Raw genomic sequence first — 23,108 nt, forward strand, 5'->3', positions numbered from 1 at the left:
AATGATGCCTACTATTCATTATCGTGAAATCACATATAGCGGATTGAATGAAGCAGAAGTCATTGATGAACAGTGTACTTTTGATTTGACTCACTTTGCACAAGTCAGTGGTCAAAGTCCTGAATGGATTTTGCAATTAATCGAGTACGATATTTTATCGACTTCAGGTCAACCACAACAATACCGTTTTTCTGGTACAGATGTGATTCGCGCACGACGCGCTTATCGTTTACAACGTGATTTTGATGCCAGTCTTTCTGCGGTGTCGGTTATGCTGGATTTGATTGATGAAGTTCATCAGTTACGTCGACAAATTCGTTCAAATCAAGCATGATCATTTTATATTCGCGATAATGCCACTTATCGCGAAATTTTCTGGGCATAAAATGGTTCAGAACTGAATGAAACTTATCTTCAGAGAATCATAATGGCTGTACCCAAGAATAAAAATGAATTATTAAATGCGATTGAAACCAATTTTAATAAACTCATCCAACAACTCGATAAAGTTCCCGTTGAACAAACGCAGCAACCAACCTTAGATGGACATGTTAAAGGCAGCCAGATGAGTATATGCAACCTTCTGGCTTATTTAATTGGCTGGAACGAGTTGGTTTTGAAGTGGCTGTCTATGGATGCGTCAGGAAAAACCTTTGATTTTCCTGAAACAGGCTATAAATGGAATCAGCTGGGTCAACTTGCTCAGAAATTTTATCAGGATTATAGTGATCTTAACTACGCTTTGCTCATCAAACGACTCAGCTTAAGCAAAACTCGCATGGTTGAACTGATTGAAACAAAAACCAATGCTGAACTGTATGAAAAAAGCTGGTACAACCAATGGACTATGGGTCGCATGATTCAATTGAATACGGCTTCCCCGTATCTCAATGCCAAAAACAGAGTCAGTAAATGGCTCAAAATTCAAAATTTTCAACCTAGGGTGTAATTCATAAGCATTAATGTTGTGCAATCCATTGATAAGATAATAATCCTAAAATGGTACAGATCAACGAACCCAGCAAATGAATACAAATCACAAAAATCGCGATGGAAAATTTTTGTTGCTGCAACAAACCCACGACTTCTGCCGAAAACGTCGAAAATGTGGTGAGTGCCCCACAAAACCCCGTGATGATAAATAATTTATAGTTTGGGCTGAGATTGGTATTGGCAAAAAATGCGATGGCAAAACCAATAATAAAACCACCAATTAAATTTGCCAGTAATGTTCCCAGTGGGACATTTTCAAAAGTTGCATTAAATTTTAAACCCAAAAACCAGCGTGACCACGCCCCTAATATAGAACCCAACGCGATAGACAAAAGTGAGTAATACATAATAACCACATGCTCCAAAATCATGTTTATTCAACAGAGCACGTACACCTACGCTCCTCTGTCAAATGAAAGGATCGTAGGCATCATTAGCCAATCACTGGCGGTTTGTAGCAGGAGGAATGCCATCTCCTGTAGCTCTAGTCTAACCGAGTCAAATTCAAATGTGAAGTTGAACCCTCATGCAGGTTTTACTTAAGCTTGGTTATCTTTTCAACTTCTTTCAGGGTTTGCTTTAAAGGCTCATAATCCAGAAACCAAAACAAATTGACGTTATGCTGTCGCTTTTGCTGCGCCAAAAGCTCAATCACACTTTTTTCACCACGTCCCACCAGATGTTGTCGATAAAAATAATATAGTAGTAAGACAGTACACAATAGCATCACGCCAAGCATCATCCAAAAGCCCAATGGCGACTTTAAGCCGGGAATAAATTCAAAGTTCATGCCATAAACCCCTGTTAATAAGGTTAACGGCGCAAATACAGCGGTAATAATCGCCAAAATACGCATATTTTCATTGGTTTGATTGGCAATCGCATTGAAGTGTAAATCAATTGCAGACTGAATCGCCATGCGCAAACGCGAGGTGTGTTTTTGAGTGCGTTCTAAATGACTAACCAAATCATTCATACGGACTAATAACAGATCAGGAGATTCGGTGGCATGCTCACCCATCAAATGGTGATAATTTTCCACCAGTTCATCACGTAGTTCCTGCAACGTTTCAATCTGTTCTTCACACAAGTTTTCAACTTGCTGAAATGCCATATTTTCCTGAAAAAGTTGTGGCCATTGATTAAAGCGCTTTCGACCCTGTAATAGTTCTCGTTGCCAATGTTCAACACGACGAGTGAGCGGAGTTCGCAATGCCAGATAACCATCAATAATCGTATTAAGTAATCTCAAACTTAAATCAATCGGACTTTGAGGCAGTTTTCTGGGCTTATTTTGCTCCTGTATGCTGCGCTGTAAAATGCTCTGAAAACGTTGCACATAATTATCTACAGCTTGATTACCCTGCTCTCTGACACTGACCAAAATATGCTGACTCACAATAAAGCTAATCGGTGTGGTCGCCAGTCCGAAGATACTTTCATGTTGCTCGCCTACACTATTATTGTTTTCGATATGATCTTCTGGCGTAATAATTTTTCTAAAGATCAGAACATCGTAATCTTCCATGGTGTCAAAATCACACGGATGATCAATATTTAAAATATCCCGAATATGAAATTCGTTAATGCTAAGATCTGTGATCGCTTTAATTTTTTTTTGCCATTCTTCTGCATGATTGACCACATCTTCACGTATGCAATCGACCCATTGAAAAATCAACGGATGATCGGTTTGATGTTCATGACTTAAAAACACATATTGTTCTGTAGTGTGCCGATAAAAATAATAAATCTGCATAACAGTATCTCTTAATTTCTACTGTTATTTTTAGCATAAATCTTTGAATAAAAACTTAAGTACCCAACAATTGAGGACAATATTCAATTTCAATAGATAGTTATCAAGATGGATCAAAGCGAGGATGCTCAAAAATTACAATGCAACATTACAAATTGATCAAATGTTACACAAATAAAAAAATATTCACTCAATAAGACTGACATATTATAGCATAAAGCCCTACTATTATTAAGGATTAAATCTGTATGGTTCGTCCATGCTTTTTACGATCATTTTTGGTGAGTTTCACGCATACTCAAATCAGAGAGATGAATTTAAACACAGTATCAAAGGTGAATTTATGTTCCCAGAATATCGCGCTCTTATCAGTCAACTCAAGCAAGATGATGCGCATTTTTCCAAAGTTTTTGAAGAACACAATGCGCTCGATCACGAAATCATTCGTCTAGAGCAAAACCCTGTAACCAGCGGTTTAGATGAAATTGAAAACTTAAAACGCCAGAAATTAAAACTCAAAGATGAACTCTATAAAATGCTGAAACAAGCAGAACAATAGTGGATTGATGAGCATTAAAAAATCCGCCGCGGCGGATTTTTTAATTAATTTTAAACAGCTTTATTTAAGCCTGTTCAATGTCTTTCATGGTCAGTTTAATACGACCACGGTTATCGACATCAGCCACCTGAACTTTGACTTCTTGACCTTCTTTCAATACATCAGTCACATTGGCAACACGTTCATTTGAAATTTGAGAGATGTGAAGCAAACCATCCGTACCTGGCATAATGTTCACAAACGCACCAAATTCAACGATACGAATCACTTTACCATCATAGATTTTGCCTGGCTCAACTTCAGCGGTTAACGCTTGAATTTTGGCAATGGCAGCACGTGCAGCCGCTTTAGATTCACCAAATACGCGCACAGTACCATTGTCTTCGATATCAATCGCTGCTTTGGTTTCTTCAGTGATTTGACGAATGGTCGCACCGCCTTTACCAATGACATCACGGATCTTGTCTGGATTAATCGTGATCACTTCAAAGGTTGGTGCAAACATTGAAATTTCTGGACGAGCACGAGAAATGACTTTATTCATTTCATTCAGGATGTGCATACGACCAGCATATGCCTGATTCAATGCAACTTCCATGATCTCTTCGGTAATCCCTTCGATCTTGATGTCCATTTGTAGCGCAGTAATACCGTTGGCAGAACCTGCCACTTTAAAGTCCATATCACCTAAGTGATCTTCATCACCCAAGATGTCTGAAAGAACAGCGAAACGCTCGCCTTCTTTCACTAGACCCATCGCGATACCCGCAACTGGTGCTTTTAATGGTACACCTGCATCCATCAATGATAATGAAGCACCACAAACAGAAGCCATTGAAGATGAACCATTTGATTCAGTAATGTCAGATACGATACGGATCACGTATGGGAAGCGGTCAGCAGCAGGAAGAACTGCTTGAACACCACGACGAGCCAAACGACCATGACCGATTTCACGGCGTTTCGGGCCAGATTCACGACCCGTTTCGCCTACAGAATATGCAGGGAAGTTATAGTGCAACATGAAGTTGTCAGTTTTAGTACCAGAAAGGGTGTCAACCATCAACGCATCACGGGTATTACCCAAAGTGGTCGTAACCAATGCCTGAGTTTCACCACGTGTAAACAATGCTGAACCATGAGCGCGTTCTAGTACACCCACTTGTACATCGATTCCACGAACGGTTTTGGTATCACGACCATCAATACGCGGCTTACCTGACAGGATATTGTCACGCACCGTACGGTATTTCAGATCTTCAAATAGCTCGTTGACTTCGTCAGCAATACCCGTTTCGTCATTTTCAGGAACAAATTGGGCAACCGCTTCTGCATACAATGCATCAAGCGCTGCATAACGATCTTGCTTCACCGCAATGGTATAAGCTTCAGAAATTTTGCTTTCAAACGCCGCTTTTAATTGTTCAAGTAACGTTTCATTTTTGCTCGGGGCAACCCAAGTTGACTCAACTGCACCCGCTGCCGCGGCAAACTCTTTAATCGCTTGAATCGCGATTTGCATTTCGTCATGACCAAACAGAACTGCACCCAGCATTTGATCTTCTGAAAGCTCTTTAGCTTCAGATTCAACCATGAGGACTGCTGATTCTGTACCCGCAACAACTAGGTCAAGATCAGACTGAGCCAATTGCTCAAAGTTTGGGTTTAAAACATATTCGCCATTGATCAGACCAACACGCGCGCCACCGATTGGACCACGGAACGGCGTACCCGCAATTGACAATGCAGCAGATGTACCCAACATGGCAGCAATATCTGCATCCATAGTTTTATCAGAAGAAACCACTGTTGCAGTGACTTGGATTTCGTTGAAATAACCTTCTGGGAACAACGGACGGATTGGACGGTCAATCAAACGTGAAATCAAAGTTTCAGCTTCAGACGCACGTCCTTCACGCTTGCCATAACCACCTGGAATACGACCAGCAGCATATTGTTTTTCTTGATAGTTTACAGTCAGTGGGAAAAAGTCTTGACCGGCTTTTGCTTTAGGTTGAGCAACTACAGCAACAAGTACCGTTACACCGCCCATGGTGATTAATACAGTATTTGCTTGACGTGCCACACGACCTGTTTCTAAAACAACTTGATGCTGACCGAATTGAAATTCTTTACGAACGATATTAAACATTGACATGTATTATATTTTCCTAGTTCTTTTTGAACAATTATTCTAGTGGAGACCCCTAAGGTTTGGCATTCAAACCATTGCGATCAGATGATTACAAACAATGGTCAATGACAAAGCTTAGAAGCCGACCTCACTAGAGAATAAACACAAAGAAGGAGCGAACAATCGCCCCTTCTAAAGTCATTTAGTGACACACACCAAATGATACTTTCTTTTCAGCACTCTCTTTTTAACGCTTAAACACCACGTCATATAAATACCGAAAATCAAGCCTGAAATCGAATTAACGACGTAAACCTAGTTCGTTAATTAGACTTACATAACGACCATGGTCTTTACCATTTAAGTAGTCAAGTAATTTACGACGTTGGTTAACCATACGGATCAAACCGCGACGGCTATGGTGGTCGTGTTTATGTTCTTTAAAGTGACCTTGCAAATCATTGATTTGAGCAGTCAATAAAGCAACTTGTACTTCTGGTGAACCAGTGTCGTTTTCAGCACGAGCAAATTTAGCGATGATTTCTGCGCGATCTGTGTTAGTTAAAGCCATTCGATTTCTCCGAGATGCTTAAATAAAATAAATTGATACTGATCAATCGATTCAAGGAGAACCTAAAACCAATTGACTGCCGTGCATCACTACAGCAGTGACGTATTTTAAAGGATTCAGGTTGAATTGACAATTCTTAAATCATACAGCTTATCCGCTTGGCAATATTTCATTGCACATTACGCATGCATGCTGGTCATTTTAGACACTGACATTTGTCTCATAACGCTGCACACTCATCTGATATAAAAAGAAAAGATATGGAATGACTGTGAAATTATTATCAACCAATACCTGTTTTGTACCCCGTGATCTTGCTGTTGTGATGAGACAAGAGGATGAAGTTCACCCAGAACAAGGGGCAATGACCGAGCAACAACGACAAAAAATATGGAAAAGTGTAGAAAGTGCTTATAAAACTGGAAATTATCCCTTCATCAGTTTTTGCTTACGCCGCAAAGGTCAGATTTTACTCAATCGTAGTCTGGGTTATGCCTCTGGCAATTCAACTCGGGGATTAAGTAACACGGCAAAAATCGGTTCAGCAGATACGCCTGTCTGTCTGTTTTCTGCCTCAAAAATGGTTACAGCAATGCTGATCCACATGCTGGATGAACAAGGCGAAATTAATTTACTTGACCCGATTAGTTATTATATTCCTGAATATGCCGCACATGGTAAACGTCGCACCACGATATTTCATTTGCTGTCACACCGTGGCGGTATTCCCAAAATTGAAGGCGAGGTAACGCCTGAATTACTGTTCGATAAAGATGAAATTTTAAAACGATTGTATGCGGCCAAGCCAGTATCTGTATCAGGTTCACGGCTAGCGTATCATGCCGTCACTGCGGGCTATATTTTAGGTGAATTGATCGAGCGCGTAACTGGTCAGGATCTACGCCGTTTTCTACATGAAACTATCGAAAAGCCCATGAATATGCCATTTTTCAATTATGGTTTAGACGCTAAATACCGCGACCAAGTGGCATTGAATTATCCGACAGGTTTACATCCTCGTCTGGGAACGGATCATTATCTCAATCATGTGCTCGGTGGTGGTTTACAACTGGCAGTCGATGTGACCAATGACACGCGTTTTATGGACACGATTTGTCCCGCAGGCAATATCTATACCAGTGCTGAACAAGCAGGCCGCTTTTTTGAAATGTTGTTGAGTGGCGGTCAATATCAAGGTAAGCAAATCATGAGTCCCCGCACCGTATTTCGAGCGACCTTACCCACCTCAGTAACCAGTCTGGATCGCACTTTACTCGCCCCGATGCGTTATGCACTTGGCCCAATGCTCGGAAGTAATCCTGTCGGATTATTTGGCCCGCAAACAGCACAAGCCTTTGGGCATATCGGCTTTTCCAATATTTTGTGCTGGGCTGATCCTGAGCGCGATATTAGCGTGTCATTTTTGACCACAGGAAAGTCGGTGATTGGCACCCATTTACCTGCTTTAGCAAATGTACTTTACCAAATCTCGATGCAATGTCCACGAATTCCAAAGCAATCGCGTCGTTCGCTTTTTGGTTCAGGTCAAGCTGAACATGAGTGGCTACAAGCCATTTAGACAAAAAGAAGCCCAAGCATAACTTGGGCTCTTTTGCGCTGTATTTTTATTTTGAATCGTTGTTGTTTTATTTTATTGTTGTCTCAAGGTCTTACAACCTTTTACTCCATGATGTATATACGAGCTAGACATCATCAGTTCCTACACTTGTCATTCTGCCACAACTCATTATGTAGAAAAGTAGTATTTTACGTATCAATATGTAAGTGAAAACTTACGCAATATTTTATGTTTTTTAATCATCCATGATTTATCCTAACTATTTGTAATATTCTGTATTTTTTATTTAAATTTTGATCACTGTAAATGCTAATCTAAGAATCAGATAAAAGACAATAAAAAAGCCCTGTAGTCTCTCCCAAAACTACAAGGCTTAGCGGCTGTAAGTTTCCTCGCTTATCACTTACTTCACTGTAAGTTCGCTGTTTTTCAACTTTATGGTTATTGTTTTGCGATTTTCTCAGCATTCCTTGCTGAGCTTTTTGTGCAGAACTATGATCTCAAAAAAAAGGCAGCGGCTCTATCCGCAAATTTCTTGAAACCATGTAAGCATTTTCGTACAGATCTGTCTACCGCATAGACTAACTTAACAATGCTAAATTTTTATTAATTTTTCTAAGCAATCCACTTGTTCTGGTGGTTTTTACGGTTAAAGCTTTACTCCACGCAGTCCGATCCACCAGTAAGCTCACTACTTTTTTGGCGCGAGTAATCGCGGTATAAATCAGTTCTTGGCTGAGTAATTTTTCTGCGGAGTGATCAAATACCACCGCCGTATGGGCAAATTCTGAGCCTTGTGATTTATGGATGGTTAAAGCAAAAGCGGTCTGAATATTTTTTGGCAAACGATGTGCGGCAATCCAGAGATTCAAACTTGGAAAATACACTTCAAATTGTTCAGGATCGGTGCGGTGACGAAAACATAATCCAATATCGCCATTGGAAATACCCAGTTGATAATCGTTATAAGTCATCATTACAGGACGCCCAATATACCACCCACCGACAGCTAGAACAGATAAATGCTGAGTCAACCATTGTTCAGCATAAAGATTAATTTGTTCCAAACCGAAGTCACCAAAACGGATTGCCACCAAAATACGATATTGATCAAAGGCTTCGATTACAGAATCTATATTTTCCTGAGCATAGTCCGACTGTTGATAGGTTTTTAATTGTCGCAAAAACGGAATAAACCCTGCCATTAATTGTTCATAATAATGTATCAGATCGGTGATTTGATCAGGCAAATACTCAAGCTGAACCACATCATTCATCGCAGCATTGAGTTCAATGTTTTGTAAAGTGGCAGGAATGGCAATCTGCTGTTCAAATTGTTGAAGAAGCTGTTCGGCAGATTGATCTCGCTTGACGTTTTGAATAAAACCCGCCAATTGACCAATTTTAGCCTCCGCACTAAAACGGCGACTACTGATCAAATGAACCAGATGTTTCTGTAGTTCAGGCACTTGTTGTACATCTGCCAATACTGAGCCAACATCCACCGAAGCAAGCTGCTTGGCATCTCCCAATAAAATCAGACGACAATTCTGGGGAATCGCTTCGAGTAACAAGGTCGCGAGATTTAAATCCAGCATGGATGCTTCATCAATCACGATCACATCATAAGGTAGAGGTTGTTTGGCATGAAATCGTGGAATCTGCCGATGACCCAGACCAAGTAAACGATGCAGGGTTTGCGTGGTTTGCTGTTTCAGCGTGTCAGTGACCAGACCCGAGGCCAACAGTTTTTCGTCATTAAATGAGGCTTGTAAGGCTTCTTGCATCCGCTGTGCAGCCTTACCTGTTGGAGCCGCCATCGCAATCCGAATATCTGGAATAGATTGGTTTAAAACTGCAATAATTCGCGCCAGCGTATAGGTTTTTCCCGTTCCCGGCCCACCTGTAATGATATTTAGCGCTTGACTGGCGACCATGTGCAAAGCAGCACGTTGCTGTGAATCTGTTAATAAATCTAGATAAGCATCAATCGCTATCGGTTGAATCTGTTGCGTACTTAAACGGGCAATTTGGTGAGCAAGGCGTTGTTCCAATGACCAATAACGATATAAAGCCAATAATTCACTATCATAGATCATCGGGGCAACTTGAGTTCTCGCCTGCTGTTCATCAATGATAAAATCCTCAACTTCAGGAACATTTGACGAAGAAATCGCCAAACCGCTATCGCCCTGTAAACTTGCTTCAATTAACGCTTGCAACAGCTCGGCAATTTCGGCAGAATTGCGCTCCCTGAGATTGAATGGTGCCTGAGCCAAATACTCACTCCAATTTTTCAACCATCTCAATTCTGCATTTTCAGCGTCAGTTTGCTTTTCCACACAGTTATCCTCAAGCTTTTCCACAAGTTTATTAACACACTTATCCACAAAATAACAATTTGATTAATATAATTTTATATCAATTATCCGCATTTTAGACGGGATTTTATCCTCAAGCATTTACCCGAAGCCATCTCAATCAAAGTAGCCTAAAATTGCATCCAGACGCAAAATAAACTCGGTGTCAGGTCGCCAGTAATAATATCCCTGATCAGCTTGTCCATTCATGCCACGTAAATACAAATAGGTTGCGCCCCCCAAATGCTGCTCAATCTGATAATGTTGCAATTTCACTTTTAAATAACGATGCAACGCTACCAAATACAACGCAGCCTGTAACCAATAACTGGACTGGCGCATATTCTGCTGAATTGCATCCGCCCAATAATCGTTGAAGTCTTTGCCCAGATAATTACTCTTATAATCGGCAATATGAAACTGTGAACCATCAAAATACATCAAATCAATCGAACCATTTAAGTAACGCGCAGCGTGTGCCTCCAGAAAATCAGGCATTTCGATCTGATATTCCAAAAATAATTGCTGAATACGACGCATCGCCAGTACACGATCCGACAATGCCAAGTAAAAAGGACATTCAGATAAAAATTGACCTGCTTGCAGTTGATGTAACTGAAAACCTTGATGTAATGGCGTGGTTAATACTTGCTTTAACCAATCTGCTAACCATTGATAAAGCTGATTCTCATTCTGTTCGTTTTCAGGGAAATCCTGTTGATAGATGCTATAAAGCTGATCCCATAAACTACCATAATCGTTTTTAAAACGCCGACGAATTTCAGCAATCCATTCACTTTGATCCTGAAAATCGACATGTTCAAAAATCTCATGCAAAAAATTCCCTGCCAATGTGCCTTTAGGAAAATTGTGCTGAATCCAGTGAATGGGCTGTGTGAGCGTGGATCTTTCAACAATTAAATGATCTTGCTCATCTGCGGCTTGCTCCAGTTTTTGATCCTGTGCAGCCAACTGATCGCTGGCGATTTGATGCGGTTTTAAGTGTTGCGCCAGATAGCTAAAACTGGTTTTGCCACGTGCATAAAAACGCTGTGTTGGCAAAGGCTGTGCTTGTAAGTTGAGTTTTGGCTCGGTGATTTTCGCTTTAAACGGCGGTGGACATTCTGCCAACTCTTGTTCATCAAAACTAAATGGATGCTGAAAATTCCCGTGTTGATATTTCCAGAATGCCAATGCATCCAGTGATTTTTGCTGCTGATCCTGCATCATGGCATAGACGCGATGGCTGGCACGAGTCAGCGCCACATACCAGAGTCGATTTTGTTCGGCACGACTGCGTTGCTCATTTTGCGCCAAGGCTTCAGGACTTAAGCGTTGTTTATCCTGAATGGCGATCACGCGCTGTGTAGTCACTTGTCCATTTTCAGGATGAGCAACATTTATAGTTGAAAAATTTAAAGCCGAATTTTGATCTTTAAAAGGTTTATCCGCTCCCAATAAAAATACGATCTTAAACTCCAGACCTTTGGACTGATGAATGGTCATCAGTTGAATGCCTGCATCACTGGAAAGTTTACGCTCCATTTCCCAATCGCGCTGGCTTGGAGCTTGGAGCTGTTTTAAATACCAGTGATAGAGATTTTGCGCACCCTGATAATGTTCACTGTGTTGACTTAAAATTTCACTTAAATGTCGTAAATTCACCACATCGCGTTCATGGTCTTTACTGTGCTGCGCCACCAGATTTTGCCAGACATTAAACTGGTTCATACAGGCTTGCCATGCGCTTAGAAAGCCCTGTTGCAACCAAAGCTCACGCAAATGATCAAAGGCCGCGATATAAGCACTCAAACCTTCTGTAGTCTGTTCCTGCTCAACCAGTTGCTTTAAATTCAGTCCAATGAGACGACTTAATAATGCACGTTTAATTTTGGCTTCATCGTAGGGATGCAAAACTGCGGTCAGTAAAGCGGCAACATCTTGTGCTATCGGATGATCAAATACGCTTTTTCGTGATGGTCGATGAACCCGAATCCCTAAATATTCCAAAGCAGACTGTACTGCATCGAGCCCAGCATGATTTCTAGACAGCACTGCAATATCATCTTCGATTAAGAGCTGTGCTTGCTCGGCTTGCAAATATAAATCACCCGTCTGTGACTGATTGAGCAGCGCACGGATTTTCCATGCCACCTGCTCAGCCTCTTTAGATTTATCACTCAGCATCAACCAGCGTAAAGGTGCAACATTGGGCTGACCTTGATCGATCAAGGCTGGATGCGGACGCGAGCCTGCCTGAATCGGGTCATAAATAACTTGCTCGCCAAAATCAGGTTGCTGTTGAAAGAGATGATCAACAACTTCCACCAACTCCTTGACCGAACGGTGATTAAAACTGAGCTGATATTCTCGTCCTTGCTTGGCTTTAATATCTTGATGTGCCTTGAGAAAAGTCAGCATATCGCCGCCGCGAAAGCCATAAATCGCCTGTTTACGATCCCCCACCATAATCATGCAGCCTTTTTGATAACGCTGCGGATGTCGCCAAATGCTGGCCAACATGTCATCTTGATCTTGATTGGTATCCTGAAACTCATCCACCAAAATCAAGGGATAACGAGCCTGCACAAAAATCGCAAAGCGTTGTCCCTGCTCGCCTTGTAATGCTTCCGCAAGGGTACGAATCTGCTGTGAAAAGGTGGTTTCGCCCTTTTGTTGAAGGAGTTGCGGTAAACGCTGTTTGACCTCCAGACACAGATAGGCTTTTAAATACTGTTGTAATTGTTCAAGCTGATCTTGAATGATGCCTAAATGACGAATGATCTCCACCCACTGCTGAATTAGTGGATGATGATAGAATCCATCGCTCACCTCGGCAGGACATTTTTTAAATATTTTACCCTGTTCAAATTTATGCAGAAATTTAAATGCAGCCTCACGCGCGCTCGCGAGTGGAGCATCAAAAATCTGTAATACATTTTCACCAGCCAAGACTCGAGCCAGCTGGGGTAAATGCACGGTAAATAAATCATGAAATGCGCCATTTCGAAATGAGGTGCCATTGATGCAGGTATAGTATTCGCCATCAAGCTCGTAATACGCATGTAGGTCACTCAAATCCGAATGCTGTATAAAAGATTGAAATTGAGTCAACACCTCCCAATTCAATACAGGCATTGGTGCCGACTGAAATTGTGCTGAAGTAAAGTTCAACGAATTTTCAACCACATCCACAAACGCATCGACACTTTTTAAAGCGCCAATATTATATAGACCATCGATCAATGCTTGCGGTTGTGCCTGAATCCATTCACGTAGCACATCATGAATGAGTTGGCGGGTATAACGTTTGGCATCATCCGTAATTTGCGCACGCTCGATTTTGCCGCTTTCAAATGCAAATTCGCGTAATAGTTTTTGACTAAAACTGTCCAGAGTCCCGACAAAGAGTTCATCCAACTGATCTAGCACTAGTTTTAAACGTTCACAGGCATAGTCAATTCGTGTCGCAAAATGAAGCAATACATGCTGCATTAAAGGATCAGTTTGTTGTTTGGCTTGCGCTAAAACCTCTTGTTCCGTCAGACCACGATAGGCTTGTAAATCACGATACATGTCTTGCAAACGCAGCCGTATTCGAGTTTTCAACTCTGCTGCTGCTGCACGGGTAAATGTAGTCGCGATGACCTGATTGGGTAAATATTTTTCCAAAAAAATACGTACCATCAAACTCGACAAAGTAAAGGTTTTTCCTGTGCCTGCGGAAGCCTCGATTAGATGTAAGCCTGAGAATTCAATATCGGTAATCGGCTGATAAGACACGGCTGAGTGAGATGAGGTCAAGGCTTACTCCGTGCGTACATATTGAAAAATCGGGGCATATAGAGCATAAGAAAACTGTATGAGTGCAACATTGAGTAAGGCTTGAGCATCTTGCTGCTGTAAAATAAACCTCCAATCCTGATGCCACTTACTACTTTCATCCTGTGTCACATCTAATGCGCTAAACGCCCCTGTTTTATTCCATTCTTTTAAAATATTTTCACGATCTTTTTCAGCCAATACAAATCCTGTCTCAGTCTCTTCCCAATGATAGTGTTTAGCCTTTTCCAAAGGTTGCAGTATTAGTGCCGCAGGCAGCACCAATGGCTGCTGTTGCGCATAGTGCCATGCTGTCAACCATTCATCGAGGTATTGACGCGCCTGACCCGATGAAAGTCCTTCACAAATCACGGTTTGATCACTAAACACCACGATACGGCGCTTGTCTTGTACATGCTCGCCCTGATTTAAAAAGCTCAGCCAAATCAAATATTCCAACCAAACTTTAGCGATCCGTTTCGCTCGCGCACTTGATGCCTGCACACTGACCCAATCCTGAACATCATCTTCAGGAATTTGAATATTCAGATGTAAGGCTGAAGATAAACGCCAAGTTCGATAGGTGGTTGGGGTTTCCTGCATCGCATAATCGTGCAACCGCGATTGTAAACGTTGCTGGTCAAATAAACTTTGCTGCCATGCACTGTATTTAATTTTACTGACAGGGAGTTGATCTAATAACAAATCTGAAGCGACATCAGTTTGATGCTGATGTAAAAAATCACGAATCGCATACTTAGCTAAACCATCCAAGAACAAAGGCTCATCCTGATCTAATAATGCCTGTTCATTCCAATTTTCAACCCCTAAAGTTTTTAAATACAACCGTGCAGGAAAAGTGATATCGGCTATCCACTGTTGACTATCAAGTAATAATAGATCTTGCGATGGTGGCTGATAATCGATATTCACCCACGGCAAACGTGTCCCTTGTGGCTGTTGAATATGCTTGGCCACTTGATACCAGTGGTCCTGATAACGCTGTAACGCAGGTTGCTGAGTAAAACCCGTCACATCGAAAGGCTGTAAACTATGAATCCGATAAAGCGACGCCAGTTGTGGTGCTATGCCCAGTTGTTTAAATGGCAAAGCGGATGCAGTTGCATGCTCAGAGAGATCGGCACTAGGTTTAACAATCTTCGCCAAATGTGTGGTGAGTTCCTGCACAATACTGGAAGGCTCTCGCACCTCGCCATCATTCACATCAAAGCCATTATAAAATAACCAGAGATGATCTTTCGCCAACAACACCGCATCCAAAAATGCACCCTGATCATCTTCCAGACGCGAGCGATCACCGAGTTGCGGACGCAATACATCCATCAAATCAAACGGAGTGTGATTGTCCCGATTTGGAAATTGCCCCTGATCCAGATTGAGTAACACCACCAAACGATAGGGCAATGGACGAATCTGACCAATTTGGCTAAAGGTAATCTGACCTGTGGGTTCTGCCTGTGCAGATTGATTTTCCAAAGTACGCTGAATTTCTTCAAGTAGATAAGGTAATGGCAAGGCAATCTGACGCAAATGCTGTGTATCAGCTTCGCCATAAAAACTGGCCAGAGTCACCATTCGCTCTTGTTTTTTAATTGCGTCACGGGCAGGTTTTAAAGCCGTTACGCCTGCTTGTTCAAACTCAGTGACATCTGCCATTAAACGTTTTAACCAGATTTCAACAGCCAGTTGCTCACCTTGTTCGTGTGCTACTAACCAATCACGACGCTCATCAAAATCCCGATAAATCTGAATCAATTTATCAATAATTTCAAAATCATCAGGTTGTACCTGCGCATAACTTAACGTACCTTGAAACAGCACATGATCGGGAATCGCAATCCCCAACGCCAATCGATCCAGTGCAAATTTAAAGCTATAGCGATAATCCTCATCCCCCTGAACAAGACTTTGCTGTAAATGAGTTGCATCAAAGCCACGTTTAAAGCCTGCTGCGGCTAACAACGCCAATAAGCGTGAGACTTGGCTGTCATCAAGTCCATAACATAACTGCGTTGCAGTAAGACTGAGCCAATCGGCGAACTCATCATAATTAAAACGGCTATGTAACAGTTGAATACGACCTAGTACTGCATGCCATGCATTCAAGACATCAAGCTGCGCTACTCCTGCAATTTTTACAGGTAAAAATACACCCTCAGCACTTAGTGTCGCTGGAAAAACACTGCGAATCTGCGGTTCTAATTCCTTGAGATTCGGCGTAAGCACCAGAATATCACTCGGACGACGTGGCTGTTCTGTTGTTCCTTGAGATAACCAGTAGATTAGTTGATCTCGCAATACTTCCAGTTGTCTTAAACCAGAATGACAGACATGAATCTGTATCGATTCATCGTTTAGATCAAGGGCATAATCCGCTGCTTTGGGTTCAGCCAAATGCAAAATATCAGACTGCACATGTCCCAATAAGGTTTCTGGAAATTCATCGACAAAAGCATCGACCCAATGCCCTTCTTCTCCCGTCGATAAATTGGATAATAATGAAAAATGATCACGCGCTTGCTTGCCCAAACGGGTTAATAAAGGATGTCGTGATTCACGAGCTTCGGCATTAAAATGCAAGGTAAATTGCTGAAAAAATTCCGCAATTTCAATATCTGTTGCTTTAGGGTTCTTGGCAATAAAACGTTCTTTTACTCCGACATCATAACGCTGTTTCCAAAGTGGATCGACGCTATCGGCCCAGTATTCCTGTGACGGGTTATAATGAAAAATATAAATTTCAAGATATTGCCCTAAACGACGTAAAAACTGTAACTGACTGGGTGGCAGATCCAGTAAAGTAAATAATACCACTTGTTGCGGTAAACGTTTTAACGCCTGCGCACGTGTTTGCTCATTCTCAAGCTGCTGCCAAAACAGCTCATCAATTTTCTCTATTTCTAAAAAATCCTGATGAAAATGTTCTTTCCATAACCAGCGTTGCCACGCTTCTAACTCTTGTGCTTGTTGTAGTTGAAACGCTGAAACACTTTGATCTTTATGAACGATCCATTTTTCAATCTCTAATGCCTGATCACGTCCCCATGCATCGAGCCAATTACTGGCACATGTACATGGTCCGATACAATTTTTAGTGCAAGAGCCACGATACAACATGTAATTGCTAAATAATTGTGAGACTTGCTCTGCAATCCAGTACAACATACTTTGCTTTTTAAGCTGTTTTTCAATGCCTTGTGTCAGACGATCTGCACTGTCATAAATGCGGGCAATGATCGAATACAACGGATGTTCAATTGTAAGTTGCATCTGTTCAGACTGAATATACGAATAAAGTGCCTGATAAATTCGCCATTTTAAAATCAGACGCGGAATATTGGCTTTACGAACCTGATCCTTATGCTCACTTAATACTTGTTGATAGGCATACCACTGAAAGCCACGAATACGTTGATGAAACTGGTAATTGGCATGAATCCCTTGCAGCTCAGAGAGTTTTTCAGTCAGCCATTGCTGCACCGCGGCATTAGGAACTATAAAATGCTGGGTCGCCAACACCTGAAAAGGTTGTTCATGGCGAGATTGTGAAGTTCGCGCCATTCCTTGCAATAACACATCGATACGTTGACTTTGAATGACATGTATGGCCATGTATTCCTTACCTTACTAAGCTATGCTTTTATGCACAAAATCATAAACATTCGTCACTATACATCTAAATCCAACTATGTCACGTTGATGGCATGAAATAAAAATGTGAACATCATTTAAAATACATGCTTGAATGATACAAAAGGAACCGACTTGAGTATAAGCCCAATGAAAATAGAAAATATTCCTGATTCAATTGATCCAAAACTTGACCTTGAACAAGTGCGCGAAGAATGTTTAGACATGGTCAAAAAACGCGCTTACTTTTCCGCAGGCGCGGCTGTGGTTCCAATTCCATTTTTTGATGTGGTCATCGATATTGGAATCTTGTCACAATTGATTCCAGATATTAGCGCCCGTTTTGGTTTATCGCCCGATCATATTAGTGTTTATGATCCAGAAACTAAAAAAATTCACTGGAATGAACTGCGCAAACGTGGCTTTGAATTTTCAGGCTTGGTCGTGGCACGAACTGCGGTAAAAAAATCCTTAAATGGCATTGTGGGTAAAGTCATTACTAAACAAGTCACCAAGTTTATTCCGCTAGGTGGGTCCATTGTCGCGGCCAGTTTAGGCTATATCGTGATGAAAAAAGTGGCTGAAGCGCATGTGCAAGATTGTTACCAACTGGCAAAACGCATTCAACAAAAGAATGTAAATGGAAGTATTGTGGCCTAAATTCAAATGAATTTCTCTAAACTGATCCTGAGCAACATGGCTTGGGATCAACTCTCTTTTTTAGATTTTGTCTTTAATTAGGTACAATTCATATAAATTTTCCTACAAACAATTCCATATTTTTAAGTTTTATTAAATATTTCATTTTTATCCTGCTGCAACGATGACAAAAACTAGGGAGAGTCGTTGTGCAACATGGATCTTCTTCGCGCCTACGTGCCATTTTTAATGTAACCAGCGGTAATTTTCTCGAACAATACGATTTCTTTTTGTTTGGTTTATATGCCAAAGCCATTGGTGAGACTTTTTTCCATTCTGACAGTAGCTATGCCGCGTTGATGAAGACTTTCTTGATCTTCGCAGTGAGTTTTCTGATGCGCCCGATTGGTGCTTTAGTTTTAGGCCCTTATGTCGATCGGATTGGTCGTCGTAAAGGTTTGATGGTCACGTTAAGTATTATGGCGGTGGGTTCACTTCTGATCGCATTAACACCCGGCTATGCCACACTCGGGTTTGCCGCTACAGCATTGATTTTTATTGGTCGTTTGGCACAGGGCTTTTCAGCAGGTGTAGAGCTTGGCGGTGTTTCTGTCTATCTCTCTGAAATTGCAGAACCGCATAACCGTGGTTTTATGACCAGTTGGCAATCTGCCAGCCAGCAAGTTGCGGTTATTTTTGCAGCAACATTGGGCTATATCGTGAGCCTCGCCTTTACCAAAGCGCAGGTCGATGCATGGGCGTGGCGCATTCCATTTTTTGTAGGTTGTGCCATCATTCCTTTTATTTTCTGGTTACGAAAATCGTTACAGGAAACCGAAGCTTTTGCATCACGCAAGGAACATCCAACCACTCGCCAAATTCTGTCTACATTGGCAGCCAACTGGAAAATCGTATTGATTGGAATGTCGATGGTCGCCACCACCACAACCATGTTCTATTTTATTACGGTTTACACCCCGACTTACGGTAAAGAAGTTTTGCATCTGACGACCGCAGAAAGTTTGATTGCAACGGTGATGGTCGGTGCGAGCAATTTTATTTTATTGCCAATTGGCGGTTATTTATCTGATAAATTTGGACGTAAACCGCTGTTGATTACGACCACCACCCTGATTTTTATCACGGCTTATCCACTCCTCAGTTGGTTAACGCAAAATATTAGTCTAAGCCATATGCTGATGGCATTGTTGTGGTTGTCGCTACTGTATAGTTTCTATAATGGTGCGCTGGTGGTGTCACTGACTGAAATGATGCCAAGCTCGGTACGTATTGCAGGGTTTTCGGTGGCTTATAGTTTGGCAACGTCTGTGTTTGGTGGCTTGACGCCGATGATTGCGACGTATCTGGTGGAACAAAGTGGCAGCAAAAGTATGCCTGCTTTTTGGCTGATGTTTGCTGCAATTGTGAGCCTGATTGCAACATTGATTGTGTTCCGTCAACGTCAGTCACAAACGACTCAACTGCCAAAAATTAAGGCACAACTGGCATCCACTTCATCACATTAATTCACTGAAAACCTCTGACTTGAAGATCTCATTCAAGTCAGAGACCAGATACAAAAACTGATTTCTCTAATCAGCCTGAAGTTGTTTTAAAATCGTTTTTAGTACCTGAATACGTGCCGTGTATTTATCGTCAGTTGCCACAATCGTCCACGGTGCAAATTCGGTACTGGTTCGCTCGAACATATCTGCGGCAGCATTTAAGTATTCATTCCACTTACTGCGATTGCGCCAGTCATCTTCGGTAATTTTAAAGCGTTTATGCGGGGTTTTTTCTCGGGCATGAAAACGTTGTTCTTGCTCATCTTTACTGATCGATAACCAGAATTTAATAATAACCGTTTGACTATCAATTAAATCTTTCTCAAAACGATTAATTTCATCATACGCACGTTGCCATTCTAACTCACTGGCAAAACCTTCTACACGCTCCACCAAAACCCGACCATACCAACTTCGGTCAAAAATACGAATATCACTACAATGATCCAGCTTTGTCCAAAAACGCCATAAATACGGATGACGCAACTCGTATTTTTCTGGCGCGCTAATGGTAAAAATATCGTACTCACGTGGATCAAGCCGTTTAATAATCCGCTTAATTGAGCCCCCCTTTCCTGCGGCATCCATCCCTTCAAAAACGATCACGACCTTACGCTCATCGTAACGCATTGCTTCAGCGACACGGCGGCTCAGTTTTTTGAGTTTTTTCTTATATTTTGCCTTTTCCATCTTTTCTGCATCAGGATGCAGCAGTTCATGTGGAATTAAGGCCTGTGGCCAATGTTCCTGCCCCTGTGTGGGATGCTCAGGTAAATCCTTCATTGCCTGTAAAATCGACTGTGCAAAGCTTTGATCACGAACTTCTGGCTCTTCACCATCAATGATGATCCAATCTTGTGTAAAACGTTGTCTCAACTTTTGCAAATTGTCATATTGCTTTTTATTACGCCAATCCAGACCGTGCAATTTATGCCATTGTCGCTCAGAAGCATCGATATGATCTAAACGTTTTTGGAGTGATTTCCACGACAAATCGAACCAGACTTTGATCACATCAACCTGATTATTTTTTAGATCTTGTTCAAAGGCTCGCATGTTTTCTGCGTAGGCATCAAACAGGGTTTCATCCAATGGTTTAGAGACATGCATCGCCGTGGTTAATAAATCGCTATACCAGTTACCAAACATCACCGCAATTTGACCTTCACGCGGAATAAAATTGACATAAGGCTGCCAAAATGCCTGATCATTTGACAACATATTCGGCGGATCTGCTTTGACTTTTAAATATCTTGGATCGACCCATTCTCTGAGTTGTTTAACGGACTCACCTTTTCCTGCCAGCTCTATTCCGCTGACCAGTACCAACACACTTTTAGCATTTTTTTGGCCCCAGCTATTTTTTAAAGTGTATTGAGCTTCGATCAGATCGATAGATAAACGATGTTCATCAATTAATTCACAATGTACTTGTTGTTCACTCATGATCTATACATTTTTTGCTTATTTTTTTGAGTATAACCAAATGTTCGGGCAGCTTGAGGCAAATGCATGTACTATTTATGTCAATTGATCATCTATTGAATCGGACTGACTTCGAATTCATTATTTTAATATGGAAACGTCATAGCGCTCTTGATTCAAGCCTTTTATGCTTTTGATAAACTGATTATTTTGAGTTATTTGAATGTCCAAACTTGCTCCTTTTGACAACTTACTTCAACAGTATAATGCCTTTGAATATCATCACGACCCTGTATTATTAAAGCGTTTAAATGATGCCCAGCACTGGCTTAAAGAGCGGATAAAACACACGCATCAAGCACATTTTGATCAGCCTAAAAATCAGCTGATGGCACAGTATTTTCTTAATCGTTTATATGGTGGCCCAGATTTTGATCCCCTAGCGTTACAAATTGAACGTCTACTTAAATATGCCCACAAAGCTGAAAATTTAATTCCAGACAATGCCATAAAAACGGGAACTAAATCCGTCAGTTTAGCTGTACTCGCCATGCAACTGGATGAGCAAATTGCCATTCAATTACTTAAAGACTATCCAGCAGATGCACCAATCACAGACGAAATGATGCGCCAGACGTTGATCAAACTGGATCAAAAAGAGCAACGTTTGATCCAGCTACAACTTCTGGATGACTTGGGTGAGGCACTTGATAAATATATGCGGTCACTGATGATGTATGCTGCTTTTAAAATGTGTAAAGGCGCAGCACATAAATATCAGTTTGACTTGATGTATGAGTTTATTCAGGAAGGTTTTGTTGCCATGAAACCGCTTAAATCCGCAGAACAATTTATTAAAACCTTTAGTGCAGTTGAACGTGATATTATCGAGAAAGTGCATTCGGAACATCCCGATCCTTTTCGCTAATTTCTGATCTGCATGCGCTGCTAAAAGAGGCATGAAATGCCTTATTTTTATCATTTTCGGTATAGTATTAATTACGATTGTATGATGATGACTGTAAAACCATACTAAACTCTGTCATCATGCAGATAGCTATAATCACTTTATAATGTGTTTAAATTTAGGAGCGACAAGATGTCTAACGAAAATCAAAAGCCCACTTTTTCAACTGAGCAGGCATCGCGTTCAGACAACAACAATCCTTTCCTAAATGAACCACTTCCGCAAGGTACGCCGCAAGGTCAGCAACAATCATTACAACAAGGTTTTACTGATTCGCAAAGCCATCATGTCCCGAAATACAACCTCCCGCGTGGTGCAGGTCGGACAGGTAACGTCGGTGAAACTACCCACTTCGGCTATCAAACCGTAAGCTCCGAAGACAAAGCACAGAAAGTGGCAGAAGTGTTCCATTCGGTTGCCAGCAAATACGACATCATGAATGACCTGATGTCATTTGGTATCCATCGCCTCTGGAAACGTTTTGCCATCAATATGTCTGGCGTTCGTCGCGGCCAACAGGTATTAGATATTGCAGGCGGTACAGGTGACCTCGCCAAAGTCTTTAGTCGTGAAGTTGGGCCACAGGGTCATGTGGTGTTATCTGATATTAATGAATCGATGCTGAATGTGGGTCGTGATCGCTTACTCGATGCGGGTTGTACCAATGTCGATTTTGTACTGGCAAATGCTGAAACATTAGAACCTTTTGCAGATGAAAGTTTTGATCTGGTGACGATTAGTTTTGGTTTACGCAATGTCACGGATAAAGATGCCGCCCTTGAAGCGATGTATCGCGTCCTAAAACCAGGCGGTCGATTACTGATCCTTGAATTTTCAAAACCTGTATTTGAACCTTTTTCAAAACTATACGATTTATATTCATTTACTGCATTGCCGATCATGGGCAAACTGGTAGCAAACGATTCGGAAAGCTATAAATATCTGGCCGAATCTATTCGTATGCATCCAGATCAACGTACACTTAAAGGCATGATGGAAAAAGCGGGCTTCCAAAGCTGCGACTATCATAATTTAACAGGTGGTATCGTTGCGGTACATCGTGGTTTTAAACTTTAAAGGTCAA

General features: G+C 41.4%; 16 protein-coding genes and 1 riboswitch. Of the genes, 8 read left to right on the plus strand and 8 right to left on the minus strand.

The window, feature by feature from the left end:
- The first annotated feature begins 4 nt into the window (after nucleotides 1-4).
- Both EGS47_RS05540 and EGS47_RS05545 read left to right on the plus strand, forming a co-directional pair.
- A complete protein-coding gene (locus EGS47_RS05540) occupies nucleotides 5-334 on the plus strand; it encodes a chaperone modulator CbpM (RefSeq protein WP_004991571.1) in 330 nt (109 codons plus the stop codon).
- 93 nt (nucleotides 335-427) lie between these two features.
- On the plus strand, nucleotides 428-949 hold the full coding sequence (locus tag EGS47_RS05545; protein WP_125269295.1) for a ClbS/DfsB family four-helix bundle protein: 522 nt from the start codon (nucleotides 428-430) through the stop codon (nucleotides 947-949).
- Nucleotides 950-959: 10 nt separating this feature from the next.
- On the opposite strand, the gene crcB is transcribed toward EGS47_RS05545, so the two are convergent.
- Together crcB and EGS47_RS05555 are read right to left on the minus strand one after the other, a co-directional pair.
- Complete coding sequence (gene crcB / locus EGS47_RS05550; RefSeq protein WP_004991574.1) at nucleotides 960-1,340, minus strand: fluoride efflux transporter CrcB; 381 nt, start codon at nucleotides 1,338-1,340, stop codon at nucleotides 960-962.
- A 70-nt stretch (nucleotides 1,341-1,410) separates the two neighbouring features.
- Nucleotides 1,411-1,479: riboswitch (Fluoride riboswitch) on the minus strand.
- 49 nt (nucleotides 1,480-1,528) lie between these two features.
- Nucleotides 1,529-2,752 carry a magnesium transporter CorA family protein gene (locus EGS47_RS05555; protein WP_004991577.1) on the minus strand — a complete coding sequence of 408 codons (1,224 nt, stop codon included), beginning with the start codon at nucleotides 2,750-2,752 and terminating at the stop codon, nucleotides 1,529-1,531.
- 343 nt (nucleotides 2,753-3,095) lie between these two features.
- Here EGS47_RS05555 and EGS47_RS05560 point away from each other — a divergent pair, with 343 nt between their 5' ends.
- Complete coding sequence (locus EGS47_RS05560) at nucleotides 3,096-3,311, plus strand: YdcH family protein (RefSeq protein WP_004991581.1); 216 nt, start codon at nucleotides 3,096-3,098, stop codon at nucleotides 3,309-3,311.
- A 64-nt stretch (nucleotides 3,312-3,375) separates the two neighbouring features.
- Here EGS47_RS05560 and pnp read toward each other — a convergent pair whose 3' ends face one another.
- Together pnp and rpsO are read right to left on the minus strand one after the other, a co-directional pair.
- On the minus strand, nucleotides 3,376-5,463 hold the full coding sequence (gene pnp, locus EGS47_RS05565) for a polyribonucleotide nucleotidyltransferase (protein ID WP_171063297.1): 2,088 nt from the start codon (nucleotides 5,461-5,463) through the stop codon (nucleotides 3,376-3,378).
- 283 nt (nucleotides 5,464-5,746) lie between these two features.
- Nucleotides 5,747-6,016 (minus strand): 30S ribosomal protein S15, encoded by a 270-nt coding sequence (rpsO, locus tag EGS47_RS05570; protein WP_004991585.1) that lies wholly within the window; start codon nucleotides 6,014-6,016, stop codon nucleotides 5,747-5,749.
- A 271-nt stretch (nucleotides 6,017-6,287) separates the two neighbouring features.
- On the opposite strand from rpsO, the gene EGS47_RS05575 reads away from it, so the two are divergent.
- Nucleotides 6,288-7,595, plus strand: a complete 1,308-nt coding sequence (locus EGS47_RS05575; protein WP_010588583.1) for an EstA family serine hydrolase — start codon at nucleotides 6,288-6,290, stop codon at nucleotides 7,593-7,595.
- Nucleotides 7,596-8,176: 581 nt separating this feature from the next.
- Here the strand turns inward: EGS47_RS05575 and recD are convergent.
- The 3 genes from recD to EGS47_RS05590 form a co-directional block, all read right to left on the minus strand.
- Complete coding sequence (recD, locus tag EGS47_RS05580; RefSeq protein ID WP_004991595.1) at nucleotides 8,177-9,937, minus strand: exodeoxyribonuclease V subunit alpha; 1,761 nt, start codon at nucleotides 9,935-9,937, stop codon at nucleotides 8,177-8,179.
- A 135-nt stretch (nucleotides 9,938-10,072) separates the two neighbouring features.
- Nucleotides 10,073-13,759: a UvrD-helicase domain-containing protein gene (locus EGS47_RS05585; protein ID WP_125269296.1), complete on the minus strand. Its 3,687-nt coding sequence runs from the start codon at nucleotides 13,757-13,759 to the stop codon at nucleotides 10,073-10,075.
- Nucleotides 13,760-13,762: 3 nt separating this feature from the next.
- Nucleotides 13,763-17,410, minus strand: a complete 3,648-nt coding sequence (locus tag EGS47_RS05590; protein WP_125269297.1) for an exodeoxyribonuclease V subunit gamma — start codon at nucleotides 17,408-17,410, stop codon at nucleotides 13,763-13,765.
- A gap of 168 nt (nucleotides 17,411-17,578) precedes the next feature.
- On the opposite strand from EGS47_RS05590, the gene EGS47_RS05595 reads away from it, so the two are divergent.
- On the plus strand, nucleotides 17,579-18,088 hold the full coding sequence (locus tag EGS47_RS05595) for a hypothetical protein (protein ID WP_004991603.1): 510 nt from the start codon (nucleotides 17,579-17,581) through the stop codon (nucleotides 18,086-18,088).
- Nucleotides 18,089-18,276: 188 nt separating this feature from the next.
- Complete coding sequence (locus tag EGS47_RS05600) at nucleotides 18,277-19,593, plus strand: MFS transporter (RefSeq protein WP_125269298.1); 1,317 nt, start codon at nucleotides 18,277-18,279, stop codon at nucleotides 19,591-19,593.
- A gap of 66 nt (nucleotides 19,594-19,659) precedes the next feature.
- Here EGS47_RS05600 and EGS47_RS05605 read toward each other — a convergent pair whose 3' ends face one another.
- Nucleotides 19,660-21,078, minus strand: coding sequence for a phosphate--AMP phosphotransferase (locus tag EGS47_RS05605; RefSeq protein WP_125269299.1), 1,419 nt, complete (start codon nucleotides 21,076-21,078; stop codon nucleotides 19,660-19,662).
- A gap of 202 nt (nucleotides 21,079-21,280) precedes the next feature.
- Between EGS47_RS05605 and EGS47_RS05610 the strand changes: the two genes are divergently transcribed.
- Both EGS47_RS05610 and ubiE read left to right on the plus strand, forming a co-directional pair.
- Nucleotides 21,281-21,985: an FFLEELY motif protein gene (locus EGS47_RS05610; RefSeq protein WP_125269300.1), complete on the plus strand. Its 705-nt coding sequence runs from the start codon at nucleotides 21,281-21,283 to the stop codon at nucleotides 21,983-21,985.
- A 171-nt stretch (nucleotides 21,986-22,156) separates the two neighbouring features.
- Nucleotides 22,157-23,101, plus strand: coding sequence for a bifunctional demethylmenaquinone methyltransferase/2-methoxy-6-polyprenyl-1,4-benzoquinol methylase UbiE (gene ubiE / locus EGS47_RS05615; RefSeq protein ID WP_004994218.1), 945 nt, complete (start codon nucleotides 22,157-22,159; stop codon nucleotides 23,099-23,101).
- The last annotated feature ends 7 nt before the right edge of the window (nucleotides 23,102-23,108 follow it).

The sequence above is a fragment of the Acinetobacter sp. FDAARGOS_515 genome, from assembly GCF_003938865.1.
Taxonomy (GTDB): domain Bacteria; phylum Pseudomonadota; class Gammaproteobacteria; order Pseudomonadales; family Moraxellaceae; genus Acinetobacter; species Acinetobacter ursingii.